Raw genomic sequence first — 19,197 nt, forward strand, 5'->3', positions numbered from 1 at the left:
CATGCGTAATAACCAACCCGTTACCCAGCGCGAACGTACCTTCCCCGCTCAGCAACGGTTGATCTCCACCACAGATGCCAAGGGTGTCATTACCTACTGCAACGACGCGTTTGTCGAAATCAGTGGGTTCACCCGCGACGAACTGATCCGTGCCCCGCACAACCTGGTGCGCCACCCGGATGTGCCCTCGGCCGTGTTCGCGCACATGTGGTCCACGCTCAAACAAGGCTTGCCATGGATGGGCATTGTCAAGAATCGCTGCAAGACCGGTGACCATTACTGGGTTAACGCCTATGTGACTCCGGTGTTCGACGGCAACCAGGTGATCGGCTACGAATCGGTGCGCATCAAGCCCACCGCCGAGCAGATCCGCCGGGCCGAGGCGCTCTATCAACGCATCAACCAGGGCAAGTCGGCCATCCCCCAGCGCGACAAATGGCTGCCGGTGCTACAGGACTGGCTGCCGTTTATCCTGGTCAGCCAACTGAGCTTCATGATCGGCGCCACCCTCACCTCCCAGTGGGGCTTTGCCCTGGCGGCAGCGCTATCGGTGCCGTTGGGCCTGCTGGGCCTGAGCTGGCAGCAGCGCGGCCTCAAGCGCTTGCTGCGGCTGGCCGAGCAGACCACCTCCGATCCGTTGATCGCGCAGATGTACACCGACAGCCGTGGCGCCCAGGCCCGACTGGAAATGTCGATCCTCAGCCAGGAAGCGCGCCTGAAGACCTGCCTGACCCGTCTGCAGGACACCGCCGAGCACCTCAACGACCAAGCGGCGCAGTCCAACACCCTGGCGCACAGCAGCTCCAGCGGCCTGGAACGTCAGCGCGTGGAAACCGAACAGGTGGCCACCGCCGTCAACCAGATGGCCGCGACCACCCAGGAAGTCGCCAGCCATGTGCAGCGCACCGCCGATGCCACCCAGGAAGCCAACCGCCTGACCGGTCGCGGCCGAGATATCGCCGGGGAAACCCGCGAGGCGATTCAGCGGCTGTCGGTTGCGGTGGGCGAGACGGGTGTGACCGTCACTCAACTGGCCAAGGACAGCGATGAAATCGGCGGCGTGGTCGATGTGATCAAAGGCATCGCCGACCAGACCAACCTGCTGGCGCTCAATGCCGCTATCGAAGCCGCGCGTGCCGGTGAGATGGGCCGTGGATTTGCGGTGGTCGCCGATGAAGTGCGCCAACTGGCGCAGCGTACGGCCGAATCCACCGGGCAGATCCATACCCTGATCGCCAAGCTGCAACACACGGCGGCTGCGGCTGTGCAAACCATGGACGCCGGGCATCGCCAGGCTGAAGAGGGTGTAGCGCGGGTGATGGAAGCGGATCAGGCGTTGGTGGGCATCAGTGAGGCGGTGGCCAATATCACCGACATGACCACCCAGATTGCCGCTGCTACCGAAGAGCAAAGCGCCGTGGCCGAGGAGATCAGCCGCAATATCAGCACCATCGCGCTGTTGGCGGATCAGACTTCAGAGCAGGCGATGAACTCGGCGCAGTTGAGTGAGGAGTTGACGCATACCGCCAATACCCAGTACTCGCTGGTGGAGCGTTTTAACCGATAAACCGCTATCGCAGGCAAGCCAGCTCCCACACTGGACGGTATTCACCGATAGAAATAGGTGAACCCAGTCCAATGTGGGAGCTGGCTTGCCCCCGATAGGGCCCTAACAGGCCCTGAGAAACTCAGCCACCTGCACCGCCGCCGCCTCCAAGTGCTGCTCATGGCTGAACCCCGAAGCCTTCAACGGCTTCAAGTCATGATCGCCCGCCACCAACCACATCACTTCAATACTCTCTGACAACTCATAATCCTGCACCGCTGCCCGATTGCCCAAGGCATCACGCTCGCCCTGCACAATCAACGTTGGCGTCGTAAGCGCAGCCAAGTGCTCCACCCGGGGTTTCTCTGGCTTGCCCACCGCATAGAACGGATAGCCCAGGCACACCAACCCATCGGCGCCCAGTTCATCGGCCAGTAAACTGGCCATCCGCCCACCCATGGACTTGCCGCCAACTGCCAGTTTCCCAGCGACATGACGTCGCACCTCGCCATACACCTCGCGCCAGCACTCCAGCAGTTTCGGCGCCGGATTCGGCGGGCGCTTGCCGCCATCCATACGGCGCTGGGCCATGTACGGGAACTCGAAGCGCACCACGTTCACGCCATGCCCGGCAAGGCGTGCCGCCATGTCGTTCATGAACGCCGAGTCCATCGGTGCCCCGGCGCCGTGGGCCAGGATCAGCGTGACCGGCTCGCCCGAAGCCGTGCCCGTGGCGACATCCCACAGCCAGCAGCGTTCGCGCACACACTGCGCCCATTGATCCCCGTCAATACTGGCCTTGTGCTCTTTGCCCATGCTTGCCTCGCTTTTTAGTCTGCCTATAACTCCAGCCCAAGTGCCGCACTTGCTTGGGTTGAACCGTGGATGGGGAACCATGAACACTACTTTAAGTACCGCCTATAACTACAAGGTGGTCCGCCAATTCGCCATTATGACGGTGGTGTGGGGCATCGTCGGCATGGGGCTCGGGGTTTTTCTCGCCGCCCAATTGGTTTGGCCTGCGCTCAACTTCGATTTACCCTGGACCAGCTTCGGCCGCCTGCGCCCGTTGCACACCAATGCGGTGATTTTCGCCTTCGGTGGCTGCGCGCTGTTCGCCAGCTCCTTCTACTCGGTACAACGCACCTGCCAGACTCAGCTGTTCGCACCAAAAGTGGCTGCGTTCTGCTTCTGGGGCTGGCAGCTGGTAATTTTGCTGGCCGCAATCAGCCTGCCGCTGGGCTACACCAGCTCCAAGGAATACGCCGAGCTGGAATGGCCGATCGATATCCTGATCACCATCGTCTGGGTCGCCTATGCCATCGTGTTCTTCGGCACGATCATGAAGCGCAAGACCAAGCACATCTACGTCGGTAACTGGTTCTTCGGTGCGTTCATCATCACCGTGGCCATCCTGCATATCGTCAATAACCTGGAAATCCCGGTCAGCCTGACCAAGTCCTACTCGCTGTACGGCGGTGCGACGGATGCCATGGTGCAATGGTGGTATGGGCACAACGCGGTAGGCTTTTTCCTCACCGCAGGCTTCCTGGGGATGATGTACTACTTCGTACCCAAGCAGGCCGAGCGTCCGGTGTATTCCTATCGCTTGTCGATCGTGCACTTCTGGGCGCTGATCACCCTGTACATCTGGGCCGGCCCTCACCACTTGCACTACACCGCCTTGCCGGACTGGGCGCAGTCCCTGGGCATGGTGATGTCACTGGTGCTGCTGGCGCCAAGCTGGGGCGGCATGATCAACGGCATGATGACCCTCTCGGGTGCCTGGCATAAGTTGCGCAGCGACCCGATCCTGCGCTTCCTCGTTGTGTCCCTGGCCTTCTACGGCATGTCGACCTTCGAAGGTCCGATGATGGCGATCAAGACCGTCAACGCTCTCTCCCACTACACCGACTGGACCATCGGCCACGTACACGCCGGGGCGCTGGGCTGGGTAGCGATGATCTCCATCGGCGCGCTGTACCACATGATCCCGAAAGTCTTCGGTCGCGAGCAGATGTACAGCCTCGGCCTGATCAACGCGCACTTCTGGCTGGCCACCATCGGCACCGTGCTCTACATCGCCTCGATGTGGGTCAACGGCATCGCCCAGGGCCTGATGTGGCGTGCGGTCAACGAAGACGGCACCTTGACCTACTCCTTCGTCGAAACCCTGGTGGCCAGCCACCCTGGCTTCATCGTGCGGCTGGTGGGCGGTGCGATCTTCCTCACCGGCATGTTGCTGATGGCTTACAACACGTGGCGCACCGTGCGTTCGGCGCAGCCAGCCGAAATCAGCGCCGCAGCGCAGATGGCCTGAGGACTCGATGATGAAACACGAAACGATTGAAAAAAACGTCGGCCTGCTGATGCTGCTGATGGTGCTCGCCGTGAGCATCGGCGGCCTGACCCAGATCGTCCCGCTGTTCTTCCAGGACGTGACCAACAAGCCGGTGGAAGGCATGAAGCCCTACACCGCGCTGCAGCTGGAGGGCCGCGACATCTACATCCGCGAAGGCTGCGTGCAGTGCCACTCGCAGATGATCCGCCCGTTCCGCGCCGAGACCGAGCGCTACGGTCACTACTCGGTGGCCGGCGAAAGCGTGTGGGACCACCCGTTTCTGTGGGGCTCCAAGCGCACCGGGCCGGACCTGGCCCGCGTCGGCGCGCGCTACTCGGACGACTGGCACCGCGCGCATTTGTACAACCCGCGCAACGTGGTGCCGGAGTCGAAAATGCCGGCCTATCCGTGGTTGGTCACCGCCGCCGTCGACAGCAGCCACACCGAGACCAAATTGAAAGTGATGCGCACCCTCGGCGTGCCGTACACCGACGACGACATCAACGGCGCGGTCGCCAGCCTCAAGGGCAAGACAGAGATGGACGCGCTGGTTTCCTACCTGCAAGTGCTCGGCACTGCCATCAAGAGCAAGAGGTGAGCCATGGGATTTGAATTCGATGCGGGCACCATCCGCGGCCTCGGCACACTGGTGGTCGCCATCGCCTTTATCGGCCTGTCGCTGTGGGTGTTCAGCCCACGGCGCAAGTCGGAGTTTGACGATGCGACCATGCTGCCGTTTGCCGATGAACCCTCCCCAACCGACGCTCAAGCAGAGCCAGTAACAAGGAGCACTCGGCCATGACTACTTTTTGGAGTACATGGATCTGCGTATTGACCCTCGGCAGCCTGATCGGCCTGACCTGGCTGTTGGTCGGCACCCGCAAGGGCGAAACCAAGGGCAGCGTCGACCAGACCATGGGCCACGCCTTCGACGGTATCGAGGAGTACGACAACCCGCTGCCCCAGTGGTGGTTCATGCTGTTCGCCGGCACGCTGGTATTTGCCGTCGGCTACCTGATTCTCTACCCGGGCCTGGGCAACTGGAAAGGCGTGCTGCCGGGCTATGAAGATGGCTGGACCCAGACCAAGGAATGGGACAAGGAAATGGCCAAGGCCGACGCCAGGTTCGGGCCGATCTTCGCCAAGTTCGCGGCGATGCCCGTGGAAGAAGTCGCCAAGGACCCGCAAGCGTTGAAGATGGGCGGCCGCCTGTTTGCCTCCAACTGCGCGGTGTGCCACGGTTCGGATGCCAAGGGCGCCTATGGCTTCCCCAACCTGGCGGACAACAACTGGCGCTGGGGTGGTTCGGCCGAAGCGATCAAGGCTACCATCATGGCCGGTCGCCACGCGGCCATGCCGGCCTGGGGTGAAGTGCTGGGCGAGGACGGGGTGAAAAACGTCGCCGCCTATGTGCGCCACGACCTGGCCAAGCTGCCCTTGCCGGCGGACAACACCGCTGACCTGGCCGCGGGCCAAGCCGCATTCAGCACCACCTGCGTGGCTTGCCATGGCCCACAAGGCCACGGCGTGGAAGCCATGGGCGCGCCGAACCTGACCGAACCAAGCGGGTTTATCTACGGCACCAGCCTGGCGCAGTTGCAGCAGACCATCCGCCATGGTCGCCAGGGCCAGATGCCGGCCCAGGAAGTGCTGCAGGGTAATGACAAGGTGCATCTGCTGGCGGCGTACGTGTATAGCCTGTCCCATAATACTGATGGTGCAACGCCAGACAGCCAACCGCAGTAAAAGCTCTACCTGTGGCGAGGGAGCTTGCTCCCGCTGGAGTGCGAAGCGCTCCCAAGATTTTGGGGCCGCTGCGAAGCCCAGCGGGAGCAAGCTCCCTCGCCACAGGCATAAGTCGCGACCAAGTGTCGCACCCTCGCAACACCCAACTTTCCCCCCCTCCCATTCGGGTCTACGCTTGTTCCCACAGTGGAGCAATTCTGGCGTAGGCGACGGTATCCGTTGCGCTCCCTAAAATTCCTGTCCACTTGATCAGCTTTCTATTTCGGATTTAATCCTTACGACAAACATGGAAAGGGCGCAGAATCTGGCGTGGAACGCATTGATACAGGTCAGCCATTGCGTTGCAATGGCCCCTCGCTTTCTACATACTTGCGACCGATTTTACCTATAAAAAAACCTAAACCGTGGAACCTTAGAATGAGCACAGCAATCAGTCCGACTGCTTATAACTATAAGGTAGTCCGCCAGTTCGCCATCATGACGGTGGTCTGGGGGATCCTTGGCATGGGGCTCGGGGTGTTCATCGCCTCGCAACTGGTCTGGCCGCAATTGAATTTCGACCTGCCCTGGACGACCTTCGGTCGTTTGCGCCCGCTGCACACCAACCTGGTGATCTTCGCCTTCGGTGGCTGTGCACTGTTTGCCACCTCCTACTACGTGGTGCAACGCACCTGCCAGACGCGATTGATCTCGGATAGCCTGGCCGCGTTCACTTTCTGGGGCTGGCAGGCGGTTATCGTCGGCGCCATCATCAGCCTGCCGCTGGGCTACACCACCACCAAGGAATACGCCGAGCTGGAATGGCCGATCGCGATTCTGCTCGCCATCGTCTGGGTGACCTACGCGGTGGTGTTCTTCGGCACCATCGTCAAGCGCAAGACCAAGCACATTTATGTGGGCAACTGGTTCTACGGGGCGTTCATCCTGGTCACGGCGATGCTGCACATCGTCAACCACGCGTCCTTGCCGGTCAGCCTGTTCAAGTCCTACTCGGCCTACTCTGGCGCGACGGACGCGATGATTCAATGGTGGTACGGCCACAACGCCGTAGGCTTTTTCCTCACCACCGGCTTCCTGGGGATGATGTATTACTTCGTGCCCAAGCAGGCCGAGCGCCCGATCTACTCCTATCGCCTGTCCATCGTGCACTTCTGGGCGCTGATCACCCTGTACATCTGGGCCGGCCCCCACCACCTGCACTACACCGCCTTGCCGGATTGGGCACAGTCCCTGGGCATGGCGATGTCGATCATCCTGCTGGCACCAAGCTGGGGCGGCATGATCAACGGCATGATGACCCTGTCGGGCGCCTGGCATAAGCTGCGCACCGACCCGATCCTGCGCTTTCTGGTGGTGTCGCTGGCGTTCTACGGCATGTCGACCTTTGAAGGGCCGATGATGGCGATCAAGACCGTCAACTCGCTGTCCCACTACACCGACTGGACCATCGGCCACGTACATGCCGGCGCACTGGGCTGGGTAGCGATGATCTCCATCGGCGCGCTGTACCACATGATCCCCAAACTGTTCGGCCGCGCTCAGATGCACAGCGTCGGGCTGATCAATGCGCACTTCTGGCTGGCGACCATCGGCACCGTGCTCTACATCGCTTCGATGTGGGTCAACGGCATCACCCAGGGCCTGATGTGGCGTGCGATCAATGATGACGGCACCCTCACCTACTCCTTCGTCGAAGCGCTGCAAGCCAGCCACCCGGGCTTTATCGTGCGTGCCCTGGGCGGTGCATTCTTTGCCAGCGGCATGTTGTTGATGGCCTACAACGTCTGGCGCACCGTGCGTGCCTCCGACCCGGCGCAAGCTGAAGCCGCCGCCAAGATCGCCGTTGTGGGAGCTCACTGATGAAGCATGAAGTAGTCGAGAAGAATATCGGCCTGCTGGCCTTCTTCATGGTCATTGCCGTGAGTATCGGCGGCCTGACCCAGATCGTGCCGCTGTTTTTCCAGGACGTGACCAACAAGCCGGTCGAAGGCATGAAGCCGCGTACCGCCCTTGAACTGGAAGGCCGCGACGTCTACATCGCCAACGGTTGCGTGGGCTGCCACTCGCAGATGATTCGCCCGTTCCGTGCCGAAACCGAACGCTACGGCCACTATTCGGTCGCCGGTGAAAGCGTGTGGGACCACCCGTTCCTGTGGGGTTCCAAGCGCACCGGCCCGGACCTGGCCCGGGTCGGCGGGCGTTACTCCGATGACTGGCAGCGTGCGCACTTGTACAACCCGCGCAACGTGGTGCCGGAGTCGAAAATGCCGGCGTACCCGTTCCTCGTGGAAAACAAGCTCGACGGCAAGGACACCGCGAAGAAGATGGAAGTCTTGCGCACCCTGGGCGTGCCCTACACCGACGAAGACATCGCCGGTGCAGCGGCCGCTGTGAAGGGCAAGACCGAAATGGACGCACTGGTGGCCTACCTGCAGGGCCTTGGCACCATCATCAAAAGCAAACGGTGACCTACATGGATATCGGGATGATTCGTGGCCTGGGCACCGTTGTGGTGATGGTGGCCTTTGTCGGCCTGGCGCTGTGGGTGTTCAGCCCGCGGCGCAAGTCGGAGTTTGACGACGCGACCATGCTGCCCTTTGCAGATGATCCCGAAGCCATCAAGCACGTCGAGCAAGCTTCTAGGAGTAACAAAGAATGACTACGTTCTGGAGTCTGTACGTCACAGTCCTCAGTCTGGGTACCATCTTCGCCCTGACCTGGCTGCTGCTGTCGACCCGCAAGGGCCAGCGCACCGAGCAGACGGACGAGACCGTCGGCCACTCGTTCGATGGCATCGAGGAGTACGACAACCCACTGCCCAAATGGTGGTTCATGCTGTTTGTCGGCACCATCGTCTTCGCCCTCGGCTACCTGGTGCTCTACCCCGGCCTGGGTAACTGGAAAGGCTTGCTGCCGGGCTATAACTACCTGGACAACGACAAGCAAACCGCCTTTGCCAACGGCCAGACCGGCTGGACCGGCGTGCACGAATGGGAAAAGGAAATGGCCAGATCGGAAGCCAAGTTCGGGCCGATCTTCGCCAAATTCGCATCGATGCCCATTGAAGAGGTGGCCAAGGACCCGCAAGCCCTGAAGATGGGCGGCCGCCTGTTTGCCTCCAACTGCTCGGTGTGCCACGGCTCCGACGCCAAGGGCGCCTACGGTTTCCCTAACCTGACCGACGCTGACTGGCGCTGGGGCGGCGAGCCCAACACCATCAAGGAAACCATCATGAAAGGCCGCCACGCAGTGATGCCAGGCTGGGCCGAAGTCATCGGCGAGCAAGGCGTAGCTGACGTAGCAGGCTTTGTGGTGACCCAACTCGATGGCCGCAAACTGCCCGAAGGCGCCAAGGCCGACGTCGCCAACGGCGAGAAACTTTTCGCCGCCAACTGCGTGGCCTGCCACGGCCCGACCGGTAAAGGCACGCCAGCCATGGGCGCGCCCGACCTGACGCATCCAGGCGCATTCATCTACGGTTCAAGCTTTGCGCAACTGCAACAGACTATCCGTTATGGCCGCCAGGGCCAGATGCCCGCGCAAGAGCAACTGCAAGGCAATGACAAGGTGCATTTGCTGGCTGCGTATGTTTACAGCTTGTCCCATGGGGACAAGAAGGCAGAAGAGCAGTAAATCCTCGCCCATAAAAAAGCCCCGCCCAGCGAAAACTGGCGGGGCTTTTTTGTTTCTGGCTCCCCTTGGCCGTTCAAGACTGTCATTCATTACCGCTCATACCTCGAACTTGCCACGCGCCATGCCTAAGTAGTAACGTAACTACATTAAGCCTAACGAAGGGGGTTACCCCATGACCATCACGACAATTTCCAGCCGAGAATTCAACCAAGACACAAGTGGCGCCAAAAAAGCCACGCGCAACGGCCCGGTTTTCATCACCGATCGCGGCAAGCCTGCCCATGTACTGCTAAGCATTGAGGACTACCAGAAACTCACAGGTCTGAATGCCGACATCGTTGACCTGCTGGTGATGCCGGAAGCGGCCGATATCGACTTCGAAACCGAACGTGCCGTGATCATTCATCGACCCGTGGACCTTTCTTGATGTATCTACTCGACACCAATGTAATTTCTGAACTGCGTAAACCTCAGGCTGATGCAAATGTCGTTGCCTGGGCGAAAAGCGTGATTGCGCCGCGTATGTTTATTTCGGCGATCACGCTAAAGGAACTGGAAACCGGCGTTCTGCGCATCGAACGGCGAGACCCGGCTCAGGGGAAGGTATTGAGGGCCTGGCTCAAACGCCACGTAATGCCCGCCTTTGATGCCAGAATCCTGCCCGTCGATGCGGCCGTCGCGTTGCGTTGCGCGCACTTGCATGTTCCAGACCGCGCCAACGAAAGTGACTCGTTGATTGCCGCAACCGCTCTGGTTCATGGGCTTACCGTGGTCACACGCAACGTCAGCGACTTCAAGTCCAGCGGCGTTGCGCTGATCAATCCATGGGACGAATGACCGTCTTGCGAGCAAAAACCGTCCATACTTCACAAGTCAATTGATCCAGGTCACGTACACCATCATTTGATTTCTCCCAACGCGACCAAAGGTCGCACCCTTTGCACAACATCGGGGGCGTATCATTAGGCCACTGCAACACCCCCATTTGACCCTGGCTGGCACGTACTGGCCGAGGCAAATCTCCACCGCCGTGGGATGCAATGATGAGCAACCAGATACCGGTACATGACGTTACCCCACCTGCCAAAACCGTCGACCTCTACGCCTCGCGAGAGAAAATCTATACCCGTGCCTTCACCGGCCTGTTCCGCAATTTGCGCATGCTCGGTGGCGCCGGCCTGTTCCTGCTTTACTTCGGCACCGTGTGGCTGAACTGGGGCGGCCACCAGGCGGTGTGGTGGAACCTGCCGGAGCGTAAGTTCTTCATTTTTGGCGCCACCTTTTGGCCCCAGGATTTCATCCTGCTCTCGGGCATTCTCATTGTTGCGGCCTTTGGCCTGTTCTTTATCACCGTGTACGCCGGACGGGTGTGGTGCGGCTATACCTGCCCGCAAAGCGTGTGGACGTGGATCTTCATGTGGTGCGAAAAGGTCACCGAAGGCGACCGCAACCAGCGCATCAAGCTGGACAAGGCGCCCATGGGCGCCAACAAGTTCCTGCGCAAGTTCAGCAAACACACGCTGTGGCTGTTGATCGGTTTCGCCACCGGCATGACCTTCGTCGGCTACTTTTCGCCGATCCGCGAGCTGGTGTTCGATTTCTTCACCGGCCAGGCCGACGGCTGGTCGTATTTCTGGGTCGGCTTCTTCACCCTCGCCACCTACGGCAACGCCGGCTGGCTGCGCGAGCAGGTGTGTATCTACATGTGCCCTTACGCGCGCTTCCAGAGCGTAATGTTCGACAAAGACACCCTGATCGTTTCATATGACCCGCGCCGTGGCGAAGTGCGCGGCCCGCGTAAAAAGGGCGTCGACTACAAGGCCCAGGGCCTGGGAGACTGCATCGATTGCACCATGTGCGTGCAGGTGTGCCCGACCGGCATCGATATCCGCGACGGCCTGCAAATCGAGTGCATCGGCTGCGCCGCCTGTATCGATGCCTGCGATAACATCATGGACAAGATGGACTACCCACGCGGCCTGATCAGCTATACCACCGAGCACAATCTGTCCGGTCAGAAGACCCATAAGTTACGCCCACGGCTGATCGGCTATGCGCTGGTGCTGCTGACCATGATCGGCTTGCTGGTCGGCGCATTCTTCATGCGCTCGCTGGTGGGTTTCGATGTCAGCAAGGACCGCGTGCTGTACCGGGAAAACGCCGAAGGGCGCATCGAAAACGTCTACAGCCTGAAGATCATGAACAAGGACCAGCACGACCACACCTACGTGCTCGACGCCGCCGGCCTGCCGGACCTCAAGTTGCAGGGGCGACGCGAAATCAAGGTGGCCGCCGGCGATATAGTCAGTATGCCGGTGGAGTTGTCGAGTGCGCCGGAGCAACTGCCGTCGAGCACCAACGAGGTGACTTTCATCCTCAAAGATGCCGATGACACCAGCGTTCATATTGAAGCCAAGAGCCGATTCATCGGCCCACAAGTTCGTTAAACAGGGAACACAAGAATGCCCGCAACCACTGCTGCAAGCCCTTGGTACAAGCACCTCTGGCCCTGGATCATCATCGCGATCCTGGCCTGCTCGGTGACGCTGACCCTGTCCATGGTGACCATCGCGGTCAACAACCCGGACAACCTGGTCAACGACAATTACTACGAGGCCGGCAAAGGCATCAACCGCTCCCTGGACCGTGAACGCCTGGCCCAGACGCTGCAACTGCGTGCCAAGTTGCACCTGGATGAACTGACCGGCGAAGTCGAGTTGCACCTGACCGGCAACAGCGGCCCTGCAACCCTGGAACTGAACCTGATTTCCCCGACCCAGCCGGAGAAGGATCGCAAGATCGTCCTGGCCCGCAGTGATAGCGAGCAGGGCCGCTACATCGGCCAGGTCACCGACAAGGTCGAAGGCCGGCGTTTCGTGGAACTGCTTGGCGTGGAAGGCAGCAACACCTGGAGGATGTTCGAGGAAGAAGAGGTCAGCCACGACAAAGACTTGCTGTTGGGTGACGAACCATTGCAGGGTGCCGAAGACCTGAAAAAATAGCAGCGCCCATGACCAGCCCAATCCCCTGCTACCACTGCGCCCTGCCCGTCCCATCCGGCAGCCGGTTCACCGCCCGGATCCTCGGCGAACGCCGCGAACTCTGCTGCCCCGGCTGTCAGGCCGTGGCCGAAGCGATTGTGGCCGGTGGGCTGGAAAGCTATTACCAGCACCGCAGCGAAGCCTCGGCCAACCCTGAGGCGCTCCCGGTGCAACTGGTGGATGAGCTGGCGCTGTACGACCGCGCCGATGTGCAAAAACCCTTTGTGCGCCATCAAGGCGACTTGGCCGAAACCACCCTGTTGATGGAAGGCATCAGCTGCGCCGCCTGCGGCTGGTTGATCGAGAAACACCTGCGCAGCCTGCCCGCGGTGGCCGAGGCGCGGCTGAACCTGTCCAACCATCGCTTGCACGTGCGCTGGGCCGATGGGCAACTGCCGTTGAGCCAACTGCTCAGCGAACTGCGCCATATCGGCTACGCCGCCCACCCCTACCAGGCCGACCGCGCCGCCGAACAATTGGCCAGCGAAAATCGCCTGGCCCTGCGTCAACTGGGGGTTGCCGGCTTGCTGTGGTTCCAGGCGATGATGGCAACCATGGCGACCTGGCCGGAATTCAATATCGACCTGAGCCCGGAGTTGCACGTGATCCTGCGCTGGGTTGCGATGTTTCTCACCACCCCCATCGTGTTCTATAGCTGCGCACCGTTCTTCAAAGGGGCGCTGCGTGACATACGCACGCGACACCTGACCATGGACGTATCGGTATCCCTGGCAATTGGCGGTGCGTACCTGGCGGGCATCTGGACCGCGATCACTGGCGTGGGCGAATTGTATTTCGATGCCGTGGGCATGTTTGCGCTGTTCCTGCTGGCCGGGCGTTACCTTGAGCGCCGCGCCCGGGAGCGCACCGCAGCGGCCACCGCTCAATTGGTCAACCTGTTGCCCGCCTCCTGCTTGCGCCTCCAAGGTGATGGTCAGAGCGAACGCATCCTGCTCAGTGAACTGGCATTGGGTGATCGTGTCCTGGTGCATCCCGGCGCGGTGCTGCCGGCGGATGGCGTGATCCTCGACGGCCAATCCAGCATCGATGAATCCCTGCTGACCGGCGAGTACCTGCCACAGCCGCGGCGGGTCGGCGACAGCGTTACGGCTGGCACGCTGAATGTCGAGGGCGCACTGACGGTCGAGGTGCGCGCCCTGGGCCACGACACGCGTCTGTCCGCCATTGTGCGCCTGCTGGAGCGCGCCCAGGCCGAGAAACCACGCCTGGCGCAAATCGCCGACCGTGCCGCGCAGTGGTTCCTGCTGTGCTCGCTGATCGCCGCCGTGCTGATCGGCCTGCTGTGGTGGGAACTGGACCCGTCACGCGCATTCTGGATTGTGTTGGCGATGCTGGTGGCGACTTGCCCGTGTGCACTGTCCCTGGCCACCCCAACCGCCCTGACCGCTGCCACCGGCACCTTGCACACCCTGGGGTTGCTACTGACCCGCGGCCATGTGCTTGAAGGCCTGAACCAGATCGACACGGTGATTTTCGACAAGACCGGCACCCTCACCGAAGGACGCCTGGCGTTGCGCGCCATCCAGCCCCTGGGCGCGCTGGACAGCGACCAGTGCCTGGGCCTCGCCGCCGCCCTGGAGAACCGCTCGGAACACCCGATTGCTCGAGCCTTTGGGCGTGCGCCACTGGCCGCTGATGAAGTGTTGAGCACCCCTGGCCTGGGCCTGGAGGGTCGGGTGGGGGACCGCCTGTTGCGTATTGGCCAACCGGGTTTTGTCTGCGAACTCAGTGGCTGCGCGATTCCCGCCTCACCGGACGAAGCCGGGCAATGGCTGCTGTTGGGTGACAACAGCGGCGCCCTCGCCTGGTTCGTACTCGACGACCGCCTGCGCAGCGACGCCCCTGCCCTGCTCGCAGCGTGCAAGGCACGCGGCTGGCGTACGCTGCTGCTCTCGGGCGACAGCTCACCGATGGTCGCCAGTGTGGCCCTTGAGTTGGGCATCGACGAAGCCCACGGCGGCCTGCGCCCTGATGACAAGTTGCAGGTGCTGCAAAACCTGCACAGGCAAGGCCGCAAGGTGCTGATGCTGGGCGATGGCGTCAATGATGTGCCGGTGCTGGCCGCCGCCGATATCAGCGTGGCCATGGGCTCGGCCACTGACCTGGCGAAAACCAGCGCCGACGCGGTGCTGTTGTCCAACCGCCTGGATGCCTTGGTGCAGGCCTTCAGCCTGGCGCGGCGCACCCGTCGAGTGATCATTGAAAACCTGCTGTGGGCCGGGCTGTACAATGGCCTTATGCTGCCGTTTGCGGCCCTGGGCTGGATCACACCAATCTGGGCAGCCATCGGTATGTCCCTCAGTTCGTTGACCGTGGTACTTAACGCATTGCGCCTGACTCGCCTGCCGAGCGCACACGCTAAAGGTACCGCCCCAGTAACCCGCCCGCTGCCGGCCTGAGCCGCGTGGGCATGGAGTGCAGATGCCAGCCTTATACGTAATGATTCCAGCGGCGCTGCTGTTAGTGGGTGTGGCCATCTATATCTTCTTCTGGGCCGTGGACAGCGGACAGTACGAAGATCTAGATGGCCCGGCCCACAGCGTACTATTTGACGATCAGGACCCTAACCACCTGGCCGCCATTGACGAAGCCAACAGCTCCGAACAACCGCCCAAGGATCCACCCCATGCTTGAGCTGGCGCCCCTGCTGGTTTCGGCATTGATTCTGGGCCTGCTCGGCGGCGGCCATTGCCTCGGCATGTGCGGCGGGTTGATGGGCGCGCTGACCCTGGCGATCCCCAAGGAGCAACGCAGCCGCCGCTTTCGCCTGCTGCTGGCGTACAACCTGGGGCGCATCCTCAGCTATGCCACGGCAGGGCTGCTGATCGGCCTGGCCGGCTGGGCGGTGGCCAACAGCCCGGCGGCGATGTTCATGCGCGTACTCGCCGGGTTACTGCTGATTTGCATGGGCCTGTACCTGGCCGGCTGGTGGAGCGGCCTGACCCGCATCGAAAGCCTCGGACGCGGCCTGTGGCGGCATATACAGCCTGTTGCCAACCGTCTGCTGCCGGTGTCCAGCCTACCCCGCGCGTTGCTGCTGGGAGCGCTTTGGGGCTGGTTGCCGTGCGGCTTGGTCTACAGCACCCTGCTCTGGGCGGCGAGCCAGGGCAATGCGCTGGACAGTGCCTTGCTGATGCTGGCATTCGGGTTGGGCACCTGGCCGGTGCTGTTGGCGACCGGGCTGGCAGCCGAACGCGTGACCGCACTATTGCGCAAGCGCAGCGTGCGCGTCGCCGGGGGCGTGCTGGTGATGATCTTCGGAATATGGACCTTGCCAGGCCCACATCAACACTGGCTAATGGGTCATTAAAAGGCCATGTGGCATAGCGCCGCTCACCGTTGATACAAATCAACATGCCTCTGTCACCCTGCCCCTAGACTCGGCCCACCAGCCAAACCGGGGGACCGCCCGCATGCTCGACGCCATTCGTTGGGACACAGATCTGATTCACCGCTACGACTTGGCGGGGCCGCGCTACACGTCCTACCCTACCGCCGTCCAATTCGACAGCCAGGTCGGCACCTTCGACCTGCTCCATGCCCTGCGCGAAAGCCGCAAGGCGGTACGGCCGTTATCGGTGTATGTGCACGTACCGTTCTGCGCAAACATTTGCTACTACTGCGCCTGCAACAAGGTGGTCACCAAGGACCGTGGTCGCGCCCAGGCCTACTTGCAGCGCCTGCAGCAGGAAATCCAGCTGGTGGCCTGCCACCTCGATCCGAAGCAGCCAGTGGAGCAATTGCACTTTGGCGGCGGCACACCGACTTTTCTCAGCCACGACGAACTGCGCCAGGTGATGAATTGCCTGCGCCAGCATTTCAATTTGCTCGATGATGATTCGGGCGACTATGGCATCGAAATCGACCCTCGCGAAGCCGACTGGGCCACCATGGGCCTGCTGCGCGAGCTGGGTTTCAACCGCGTAAGCATCGGCCTGCAAGACCTTGACCCCGAGGTGCAACGAGCGGTCAATCGCCTGCAAAGCCTGGAAGAGACCCGCGCAGTGATCGATGCGGCACGTACCCTGCAATTTCGCTCGATCAATATCGATTTGATCTACGGCTTGCCCAAGCAATCACCGCTGAACTTTGCGCGCACTGTGGAAGAAGTCATCCGCTTGCAGCCGGACCGCTTGTCCGTATTCAACTACGCCCATCTGCCGGAACGTTTCATGCCCCAACGGCGGATCAACACCGACGAGCTGCCCTCGCCGGCCGAAAAACTGCTGATGCTGCAAACCACCATTGAACAACTGACCCAGGCCGGTTACCGCTATATCGGCATGGATCACTTCGCCCTGCCGGACGACGAACTGGCCATCGCCCAGGAGGAAGGCAAGCTGCAGCGCAACTTCCAGGGCTATACCACCCACGGGCATTGCGATCTGATTGGGTTGGGCGTTTCGGCGATCAGCCAGATTGGCGACTTGTATTGCCAGAACAGCAGCGACCTCACCCACTACCAGAACGCCTTGGCGGGCGCACAACTGGCAACCAGCCGTGGTTTGGTCTGCACCACTGACGATCGTCTGCGACGGGAAGTGATCCAGCAGTTGATCTGCAATTTCAGCCTGGGGTTCGAGGCGATCGAACAGGCGTACAACATCGACTTTCGCGGCTACTTCGCCGAGCTATGGCCGCAATTGGAGACGATGGCCACCGATGGCCTGATCGAGTTGGACGCCCGGGGCATTCGTGTGCTGCCGGCCGGGCGCTTGCTGGTGCGTTCAGTGTGCATGGTGTTCGATGCCTATCTGGAGCACCAGAACAGGCAACGATTTTCGCGGGTCATCTAGACGTTCTTACTTCATGGCCAGGCTCGCGGCCTTGACCGCATCACCCGCGCTCATGTCTTTCATCGCCTTGGTCAGGGATGCCTGGGCGCTGGTCAAGCTGGCTTGCAGCGCGCTCAACGCTGACTGCAGCCCGGAGAGCCGGGCACGGGCCTGTTCAGGGCTGAGACTTCTGTCGGCCATTACCGCTGCCATCTCAGCCTGTTTCTCGGCAATCTGCTTTTTGATCTCACGAATCATCTTGAGCAGATTCTTGACGTTGTCCGCCAGGCCGCTTTCGTCGATGTCACTGTTTGAGGTTTTTTCCGCCGCGGCAGCTTTCATCGCGGCGCCGGAAATGGTCACCGAAACGGCAGGCTTGGCTTCATCCGCTGTCGGAATCGCGGCAACATCGGAATCGGCAGCTTTCTTGGTTTCGGGCTGTGCCTGGATCTGAGTACGCGAAGCGAGTTGAGTACTGAGGGCTAACATGTTTTGAGTCGCCGTATTTGTAGTCGATAGCAGTACTATCGGCGGTTTTAGCCAGATCTTTATATACCGACAGGTTTTTTGTACACGCTGGCCTCCATACCCCCCAGTGCGTTACCCTTACGTCTTATGTGTGTTTTCCCACAAGGATTTAAGAAATGTCCGAGCCAGTTAAACTGCGCGCTCACAGCCAGGCCCATTGCAAGGATTGCAGCCTGGCTCCCCTCTGCCTGCCACTTTCGTTGAATCTGGAAGACATGGATGCGCTGGACGACATCGTCAAACGCGGCCGCCCATTGAAAAAAGGCGAATTTTTGTTTCGCCAGGGCGACAAGTTTGATTCCGTCTATGCAGTACGTTCGGGCGCATTGAAGACGTTCAGCCTCAGCGACGGCGGCGAAGAACAAATCACCGGCTTCCACCTGCCCAGCGAGTTGGTCGGGCTGTCGGGAATGGACACCGAGATTCACCCGGTGTCGGCCCAGGCCCTGGAGACGACGTCGGTGTGCGAAATTCCTTTCGAGCGCCTGGACGAATTGGCCCTGCAATTGCCACAACTGCGCCGCCAATTGATGCGCGTGATGAGCCGCGAGATTCGTGACGACCAGCAAATGATGCTGCTGCTGTCGAAGAAAACCGCCGACGAGCGCATCGCGACATTCCTGGTCAACCTGTCGGCGCGCTTCCGTGCCCGTGGTTTCTCGGCCAACCAGTTCCGCCTGAGCATGTCGCGTAATGAAATCGGCAATTACCTGGGCCTGGCAGTTGAGACCGTGTCCCGCGTGTTTACCCGCTTCCAGCAGAACCAGTTGATTGCTGCCGAGGGCAAGGAAGTGCATATCCTCGACCCGATCCAGCTTTGCGCATTGGCCGGGGGCTCACTGGAGGTCTGATCCAGACACTGCGGCCGCGCCAATCGGCAAGGCCGCAGGTATACTTCGAGTCCGTTTTCCGCCCAGGACTCTGCGACGATGACCTTCGATTCGTTCGACATCAAATCCCTGATTCGCCCTGTCATCGACTTCCCCAAGCCTGGGGTTATCTTTCGTGACATCACCCCGCTGTTCCAATCACCCCGCGCCCTGCGCCTGGTAGCCGACAGCTTTGCCCAGCGCTATGTCGAAGCCGATTTCACGCATATCGGTGCGATGGATGCCCGCGGTTTCCTGATCGGTTCGATCATCGCCTACCAGCTCAACAAGCCGCTGATCCTGTTTCGCAAGCAAGGCAAGCTGCCGGCGGATGTGCTGGCCGAGGGTTACCAGACCGAGTACGGCGAAGCCTTCCTGGAAGTACACGCCGACAGCCTGTGCGAAGGTGATTCGGTGCTGATATTCGATGACCTGATCGCCACGGGTGGCACCCTGATTGCTGCGGCCAACCTGGTACGGCGCATGGGCGCGCAGATCTTTGAAGCGGCGGCGATTATTGATTTACCGGAATTGGGTGGTTCGCAGCGGTTGGAAGACATGGGGATTCCCACGTTTTGCCTGACGCAGTTTGGGCTGACTGAGAAGTAAGGGTCGTCAGTACTGCCGTCATCGCGGGCAAGCCCGGCTTGTGTCTTGATCCGGGATTAGACTGAGGTGAGAGCGGTGAGTGGCAAGC

Annotated in this window: 21 protein-coding genes; 19 read left to right on the plus strand and 2 right to left on the minus strand. The window is 61.0% G+C overall.

The window, feature by feature from the left end; all coding sequences use genetic code 11:
• Position 1 precedes the first annotated feature (1 nt).
• Positions 2–1,567 (plus strand): PAS domain-containing methyl-accepting chemotaxis protein, encoded by a 1,566-nt coding sequence (locus E4P01_RS11860; RefSeq protein ID WP_032879969.1) that lies wholly within the window; start codon positions 2–4, stop codon positions 1,565–1,567.
• 102 nt (positions 1,568–1,669) lie between these two features.
• On the opposite strand, the gene E4P01_RS11865 is transcribed toward E4P01_RS11860, so the two are convergent.
• The gene (locus tag E4P01_RS11865) at positions 1,670–2,362 is read right to left on the minus strand and encodes an alpha/beta family hydrolase (protein ID WP_216091935.1); all 693 of its coding nucleotides are present in this window, start codon (positions 2,360–2,362) and stop codon (positions 1,670–1,672) included.
• Positions 2,363–2,441: 79 nt separating this feature from the next.
• Here E4P01_RS11865 and ccoN (E4P01_RS11870) point away from each other — a divergent pair, with 79 nt between their 5' ends.
• The 16 genes from ccoN (E4P01_RS11870) to hemN all read left to right on the plus strand — a co-directional run bounded on the left by ccoN (E4P01_RS11870) (position 2,442) and on the right by hemN (position 17,124).
• Complete coding sequence (ccoN, locus tag E4P01_RS11870) at positions 2,442–3,866, plus strand: cytochrome-c oxidase, cbb3-type subunit I (protein WP_005790268.1); 1,425 nt, start codon at positions 2,442–2,444, stop codon at positions 3,864–3,866.
• A gap of 10 nt (positions 3,867–3,876) precedes the next feature.
• A complete protein-coding gene (gene ccoO / locus E4P01_RS11875) occupies positions 3,877–4,485 on the plus strand; it encodes a cytochrome-c oxidase, cbb3-type subunit II (RefSeq protein WP_003193159.1) in 609 nt (202 codons plus the stop codon).
• Positions 4,486–4,488: 3 nt separating this feature from the next.
• Entirely contained in the window at positions 4,489–4,689 is a 201-nt protein-coding gene (locus E4P01_RS11880; RefSeq protein ID WP_032879966.1) for a CcoQ/FixQ family Cbb3-type cytochrome c oxidase assembly chaperone, read from the plus strand.
• A complete protein-coding gene (gene ccoP / locus E4P01_RS11885) occupies positions 4,686–5,633 on the plus strand; it encodes a cytochrome-c oxidase, cbb3-type subunit III (RefSeq protein ID WP_078822028.1) in 948 nt (315 codons plus the stop codon). Before E4P01_RS11880 ends, ccoP (E4P01_RS11885) begins: the two co-directional genes overlap by 4 nt.
• Before the next feature lie 417 nt (positions 5,634–6,050).
• Positions 6,051–7,493, plus strand: a complete 1,443-nt coding sequence (gene ccoN, locus E4P01_RS11890; RefSeq protein ID WP_078822029.1) for a cytochrome-c oxidase, cbb3-type subunit I — start codon at positions 6,051–6,053, stop codon at positions 7,491–7,493.
• Entirely contained in the window at positions 7,493–8,101 is a 609-nt protein-coding gene (gene ccoO, locus E4P01_RS11895; protein ID WP_003193167.1) for a cytochrome-c oxidase, cbb3-type subunit II, read from the plus strand. Before ccoN (E4P01_RS11890) ends, ccoO (E4P01_RS11895) begins: the two co-directional genes overlap by 1 nt.
• A gap of 5 nt (positions 8,102–8,106) precedes the next feature.
• Positions 8,107–8,292 (plus strand): CcoQ/FixQ family Cbb3-type cytochrome c oxidase assembly chaperone, encoded by a 186-nt coding sequence (locus E4P01_RS11900; RefSeq protein ID WP_005790274.1) that lies wholly within the window; start codon positions 8,107–8,109, stop codon positions 8,290–8,292.
• Positions 8,289–9,266, plus strand: coding sequence for a cytochrome-c oxidase, cbb3-type subunit III (gene ccoP / locus E4P01_RS11905; protein WP_216091936.1), 978 nt, complete (start codon positions 8,289–8,291; stop codon positions 9,264–9,266). The genes E4P01_RS11900 and ccoP (E4P01_RS11905) overlap by 4 nt, the downstream gene beginning before the upstream one ends.
• Before the next feature lie 172 nt (positions 9,267–9,438).
• A complete protein-coding gene (locus E4P01_RS11910; protein ID WP_216091937.1) occupies positions 9,439–9,693 on the plus strand; it encodes a type II toxin-antitoxin system Phd/YefM family antitoxin in 255 nt (84 codons plus the stop codon).
• Positions 9,693–10,103, plus strand: a complete 411-nt coding sequence (locus tag E4P01_RS11915; protein WP_216091938.1) for a type II toxin-antitoxin system VapC family toxin — start codon at positions 9,693–9,695, stop codon at positions 10,101–10,103. The genes E4P01_RS11910 and E4P01_RS11915 overlap by 1 nt, the downstream gene beginning before the upstream one ends.
• 206 nt (positions 10,104–10,309) lie before the next feature.
• Positions 10,310–11,713 (plus strand): cytochrome c oxidase accessory protein CcoG, encoded by a 1,404-nt coding sequence (gene ccoG, locus E4P01_RS11920; protein WP_216091939.1) that lies wholly within the window; start codon positions 10,310–10,312, stop codon positions 11,711–11,713.
• 15 nt (positions 11,714–11,728) lie between these two features.
• Positions 11,729–12,268 carry a FixH family protein gene (locus E4P01_RS11925; protein ID WP_032879960.1) on the plus strand — a complete coding sequence of 180 codons (540 nt, stop codon included), beginning with the start codon at positions 11,729–11,731 and terminating at the stop codon, positions 12,266–12,268.
• 8 nt (positions 12,269–12,276) lie between these two features.
• A complete protein-coding gene (locus tag E4P01_RS11930; RefSeq protein WP_216091940.1) occupies positions 12,277–14,727 on the plus strand; it encodes a heavy metal translocating P-type ATPase in 2,451 nt (816 codons plus the stop codon).
• Between the two features lie 22 nt (positions 14,728–14,749).
• Positions 14,750–14,962, plus strand: coding sequence for a cbb3-type cytochrome oxidase assembly protein CcoS (ccoS, locus tag E4P01_RS11935; protein ID WP_078822033.1), 213 nt, complete (start codon positions 14,750–14,752; stop codon positions 14,960–14,962).
• Positions 14,955–15,638 (plus strand): sulfite exporter TauE/SafE family protein, encoded by a 684-nt coding sequence (locus E4P01_RS11940; protein WP_078822034.1) that lies wholly within the window; start codon positions 14,955–14,957, stop codon positions 15,636–15,638. Before ccoS ends, E4P01_RS11940 begins: the two co-directional genes overlap by 8 nt.
• A gap of 103 nt (positions 15,639–15,741) precedes the next feature.
• On the plus strand, positions 15,742–17,124 hold the full coding sequence (gene hemN / locus E4P01_RS11945) for an oxygen-independent coproporphyrinogen III oxidase (RefSeq protein ID WP_078822035.1): 1,383 nt from the start codon (positions 15,742–15,744) through the stop codon (positions 17,122–17,124).
• A gap of 6 nt (positions 17,125–17,130) precedes the next feature.
• Here the strand turns inward: hemN and E4P01_RS11950 are convergent, their stop codons facing one another.
• Positions 17,131–17,592 carry a hypothetical protein gene (locus E4P01_RS11950; RefSeq protein ID WP_032879954.1) on the minus strand — a complete coding sequence of 154 codons (462 nt, stop codon included), beginning with the start codon at positions 17,590–17,592 and terminating at the stop codon, positions 17,131–17,133.
• Positions 17,593–17,747: 155 nt separating this feature from the next.
• Here E4P01_RS11950 and fnr point away from each other — a divergent pair, with 155 nt between their 5' ends.
• Both fnr and E4P01_RS11960 read left to right on the plus strand, forming a co-directional pair.
• Entirely contained in the window at positions 17,748–18,482 is a 735-nt protein-coding gene (fnr, locus tag E4P01_RS11955; RefSeq protein ID WP_005790290.1) for a fumarate/nitrate reduction transcriptional regulator Fnr, read from the plus strand.
• Between the two features lie 78 nt (positions 18,483–18,560).
• Complete coding sequence (locus E4P01_RS11960) at positions 18,561–19,109, plus strand: adenine phosphoribosyltransferase (protein WP_078822037.1); 549 nt, start codon at positions 18,561–18,563, stop codon at positions 19,107–19,109.
• Positions 19,110–19,197: the final 88 nt, after the last annotated feature.

Origin of the sequence: Pseudomonas sp. NCIMB 10586 (genome assembly GCF_023127895.1) — a bacterium.
In the GTDB taxonomy this organism is placed as follows: Bacteria; Pseudomonadota; Gammaproteobacteria; order Pseudomonadales; family Pseudomonadaceae; genus Aquipseudomonas; species Aquipseudomonas synxantha_A.

What these genes read in the sequence shown, in the direction of transcription:
- E4P01_RS11860 (WP_032879969.1), top strand. Translation starts at nt 2, where the DNA reads ATGCGTAATAACCAACCCGTTACCCAGCGCGAACGTACCTTCCCCGCT.
- E4P01_RS11910 (WP_216091937.1), top strand. Translation starts at nt 9,439, where the DNA reads ATGACCATCACGACAATTTCCAGCCGAGAATTCAACCAAGACACAAGT.
- ccoO (WP_003193167.1), top strand. Translation starts at nt 7,493, where the DNA reads ATGAAGCATGAAGTAGTCGAGAAGAATATCGGCCTGCTGGCCTTCTTC.
- E4P01_RS11960 (WP_078822037.1), top strand. Translation starts at nt 18,561, where the DNA reads ATGACCTTCGATTCGTTCGACATCAAATCCCTGATTCGCCCTGTCATC.
- E4P01_RS11880 (WP_032879966.1), top strand. Translation starts at nt 4,489, where the DNA reads ATGGGATTTGAATTCGATGCGGGCACCATCCGCGGCCTCGGCACACTG.
- ccoN (WP_078822029.1), top strand. Translation starts at nt 6,051, where the DNA reads ATGAGCACAGCAATCAGTCCGACTGCTTATAACTATAAGGTAGTCCGC.
- ccoP (WP_078822028.1), top strand. Translation starts at nt 4,686, where the DNA reads ATGACTACTTTTTGGAGTACATGGATCTGCGTATTGACCCTCGGCAGC.
- ccoN (WP_005790268.1), top strand. Translation starts at nt 2,442, where the DNA reads ATGAACACTACTTTAAGTACCGCCTATAACTACAAGGTGGTCCGCCAA.
- E4P01_RS11940 (WP_078822034.1), top strand. Translation starts at nt 14,955, where the DNA reads ATGCTTGAGCTGGCGCCCCTGCTGGTTTCGGCATTGATTCTGGGCCTG.
- ccoG (WP_216091939.1), top strand. Translation starts at nt 10,310, where the DNA reads ATGAGCAACCAGATACCGGTACATGACGTTACCCCACCTGCCAAAACC.
- E4P01_RS11930 (WP_216091940.1), top strand. Translation starts at nt 12,277, where the DNA reads ATGACCAGCCCAATCCCCTGCTACCACTGCGCCCTGCCCGTCCCATCC.
- E4P01_RS11900 (WP_005790274.1), top strand. Translation starts at nt 8,107, where the DNA reads ATGGATATCGGGATGATTCGTGGCCTGGGCACCGTTGTGGTGATGGTG.
- E4P01_RS11915 (WP_216091938.1), top strand. Translation starts at nt 9,693, where the DNA reads ATGTATCTACTCGACACCAATGTAATTTCTGAACTGCGTAAACCTCAG.
- ccoP (WP_216091936.1), top strand. Translation starts at nt 8,289, where the DNA reads ATGACTACGTTCTGGAGTCTGTACGTCACAGTCCTCAGTCTGGGTACC.
- E4P01_RS11865 (WP_216091935.1), bottom strand. Translation starts at nt 2,362, where the DNA reads ATGGGCAAAGAGCACAAGGCCAGTATTGACGGGGATCAATGGGCGCAG.
- ccoO (WP_003193159.1), top strand. Translation starts at nt 3,877, where the DNA reads ATGAAACACGAAACGATTGAAAAAAACGTCGGCCTGCTGATGCTGCTG.
- E4P01_RS11950 (WP_032879954.1), bottom strand. Translation starts at nt 17,592, where the DNA reads ATGTTAGCCCTCAGTACTCAACTCGCTTCGCGTACTCAGATCCAGGCA.
- fnr (WP_005790290.1), top strand. Translation starts at nt 17,748, where the DNA reads ATGTCCGAGCCAGTTAAACTGCGCGCTCACAGCCAGGCCCATTGCAAG.
- ccoS (WP_078822033.1), top strand. Translation starts at nt 14,750, where the DNA reads ATGCCAGCCTTATACGTAATGATTCCAGCGGCGCTGCTGTTAGTGGGT.
- hemN (WP_078822035.1), top strand. Translation starts at nt 15,742, where the DNA reads ATGCTCGACGCCATTCGTTGGGACACAGATCTGATTCACCGCTACGAC.
- E4P01_RS11925 (WP_032879960.1), top strand. Translation starts at nt 11,729, where the DNA reads ATGCCCGCAACCACTGCTGCAAGCCCTTGGTACAAGCACCTCTGGCCC.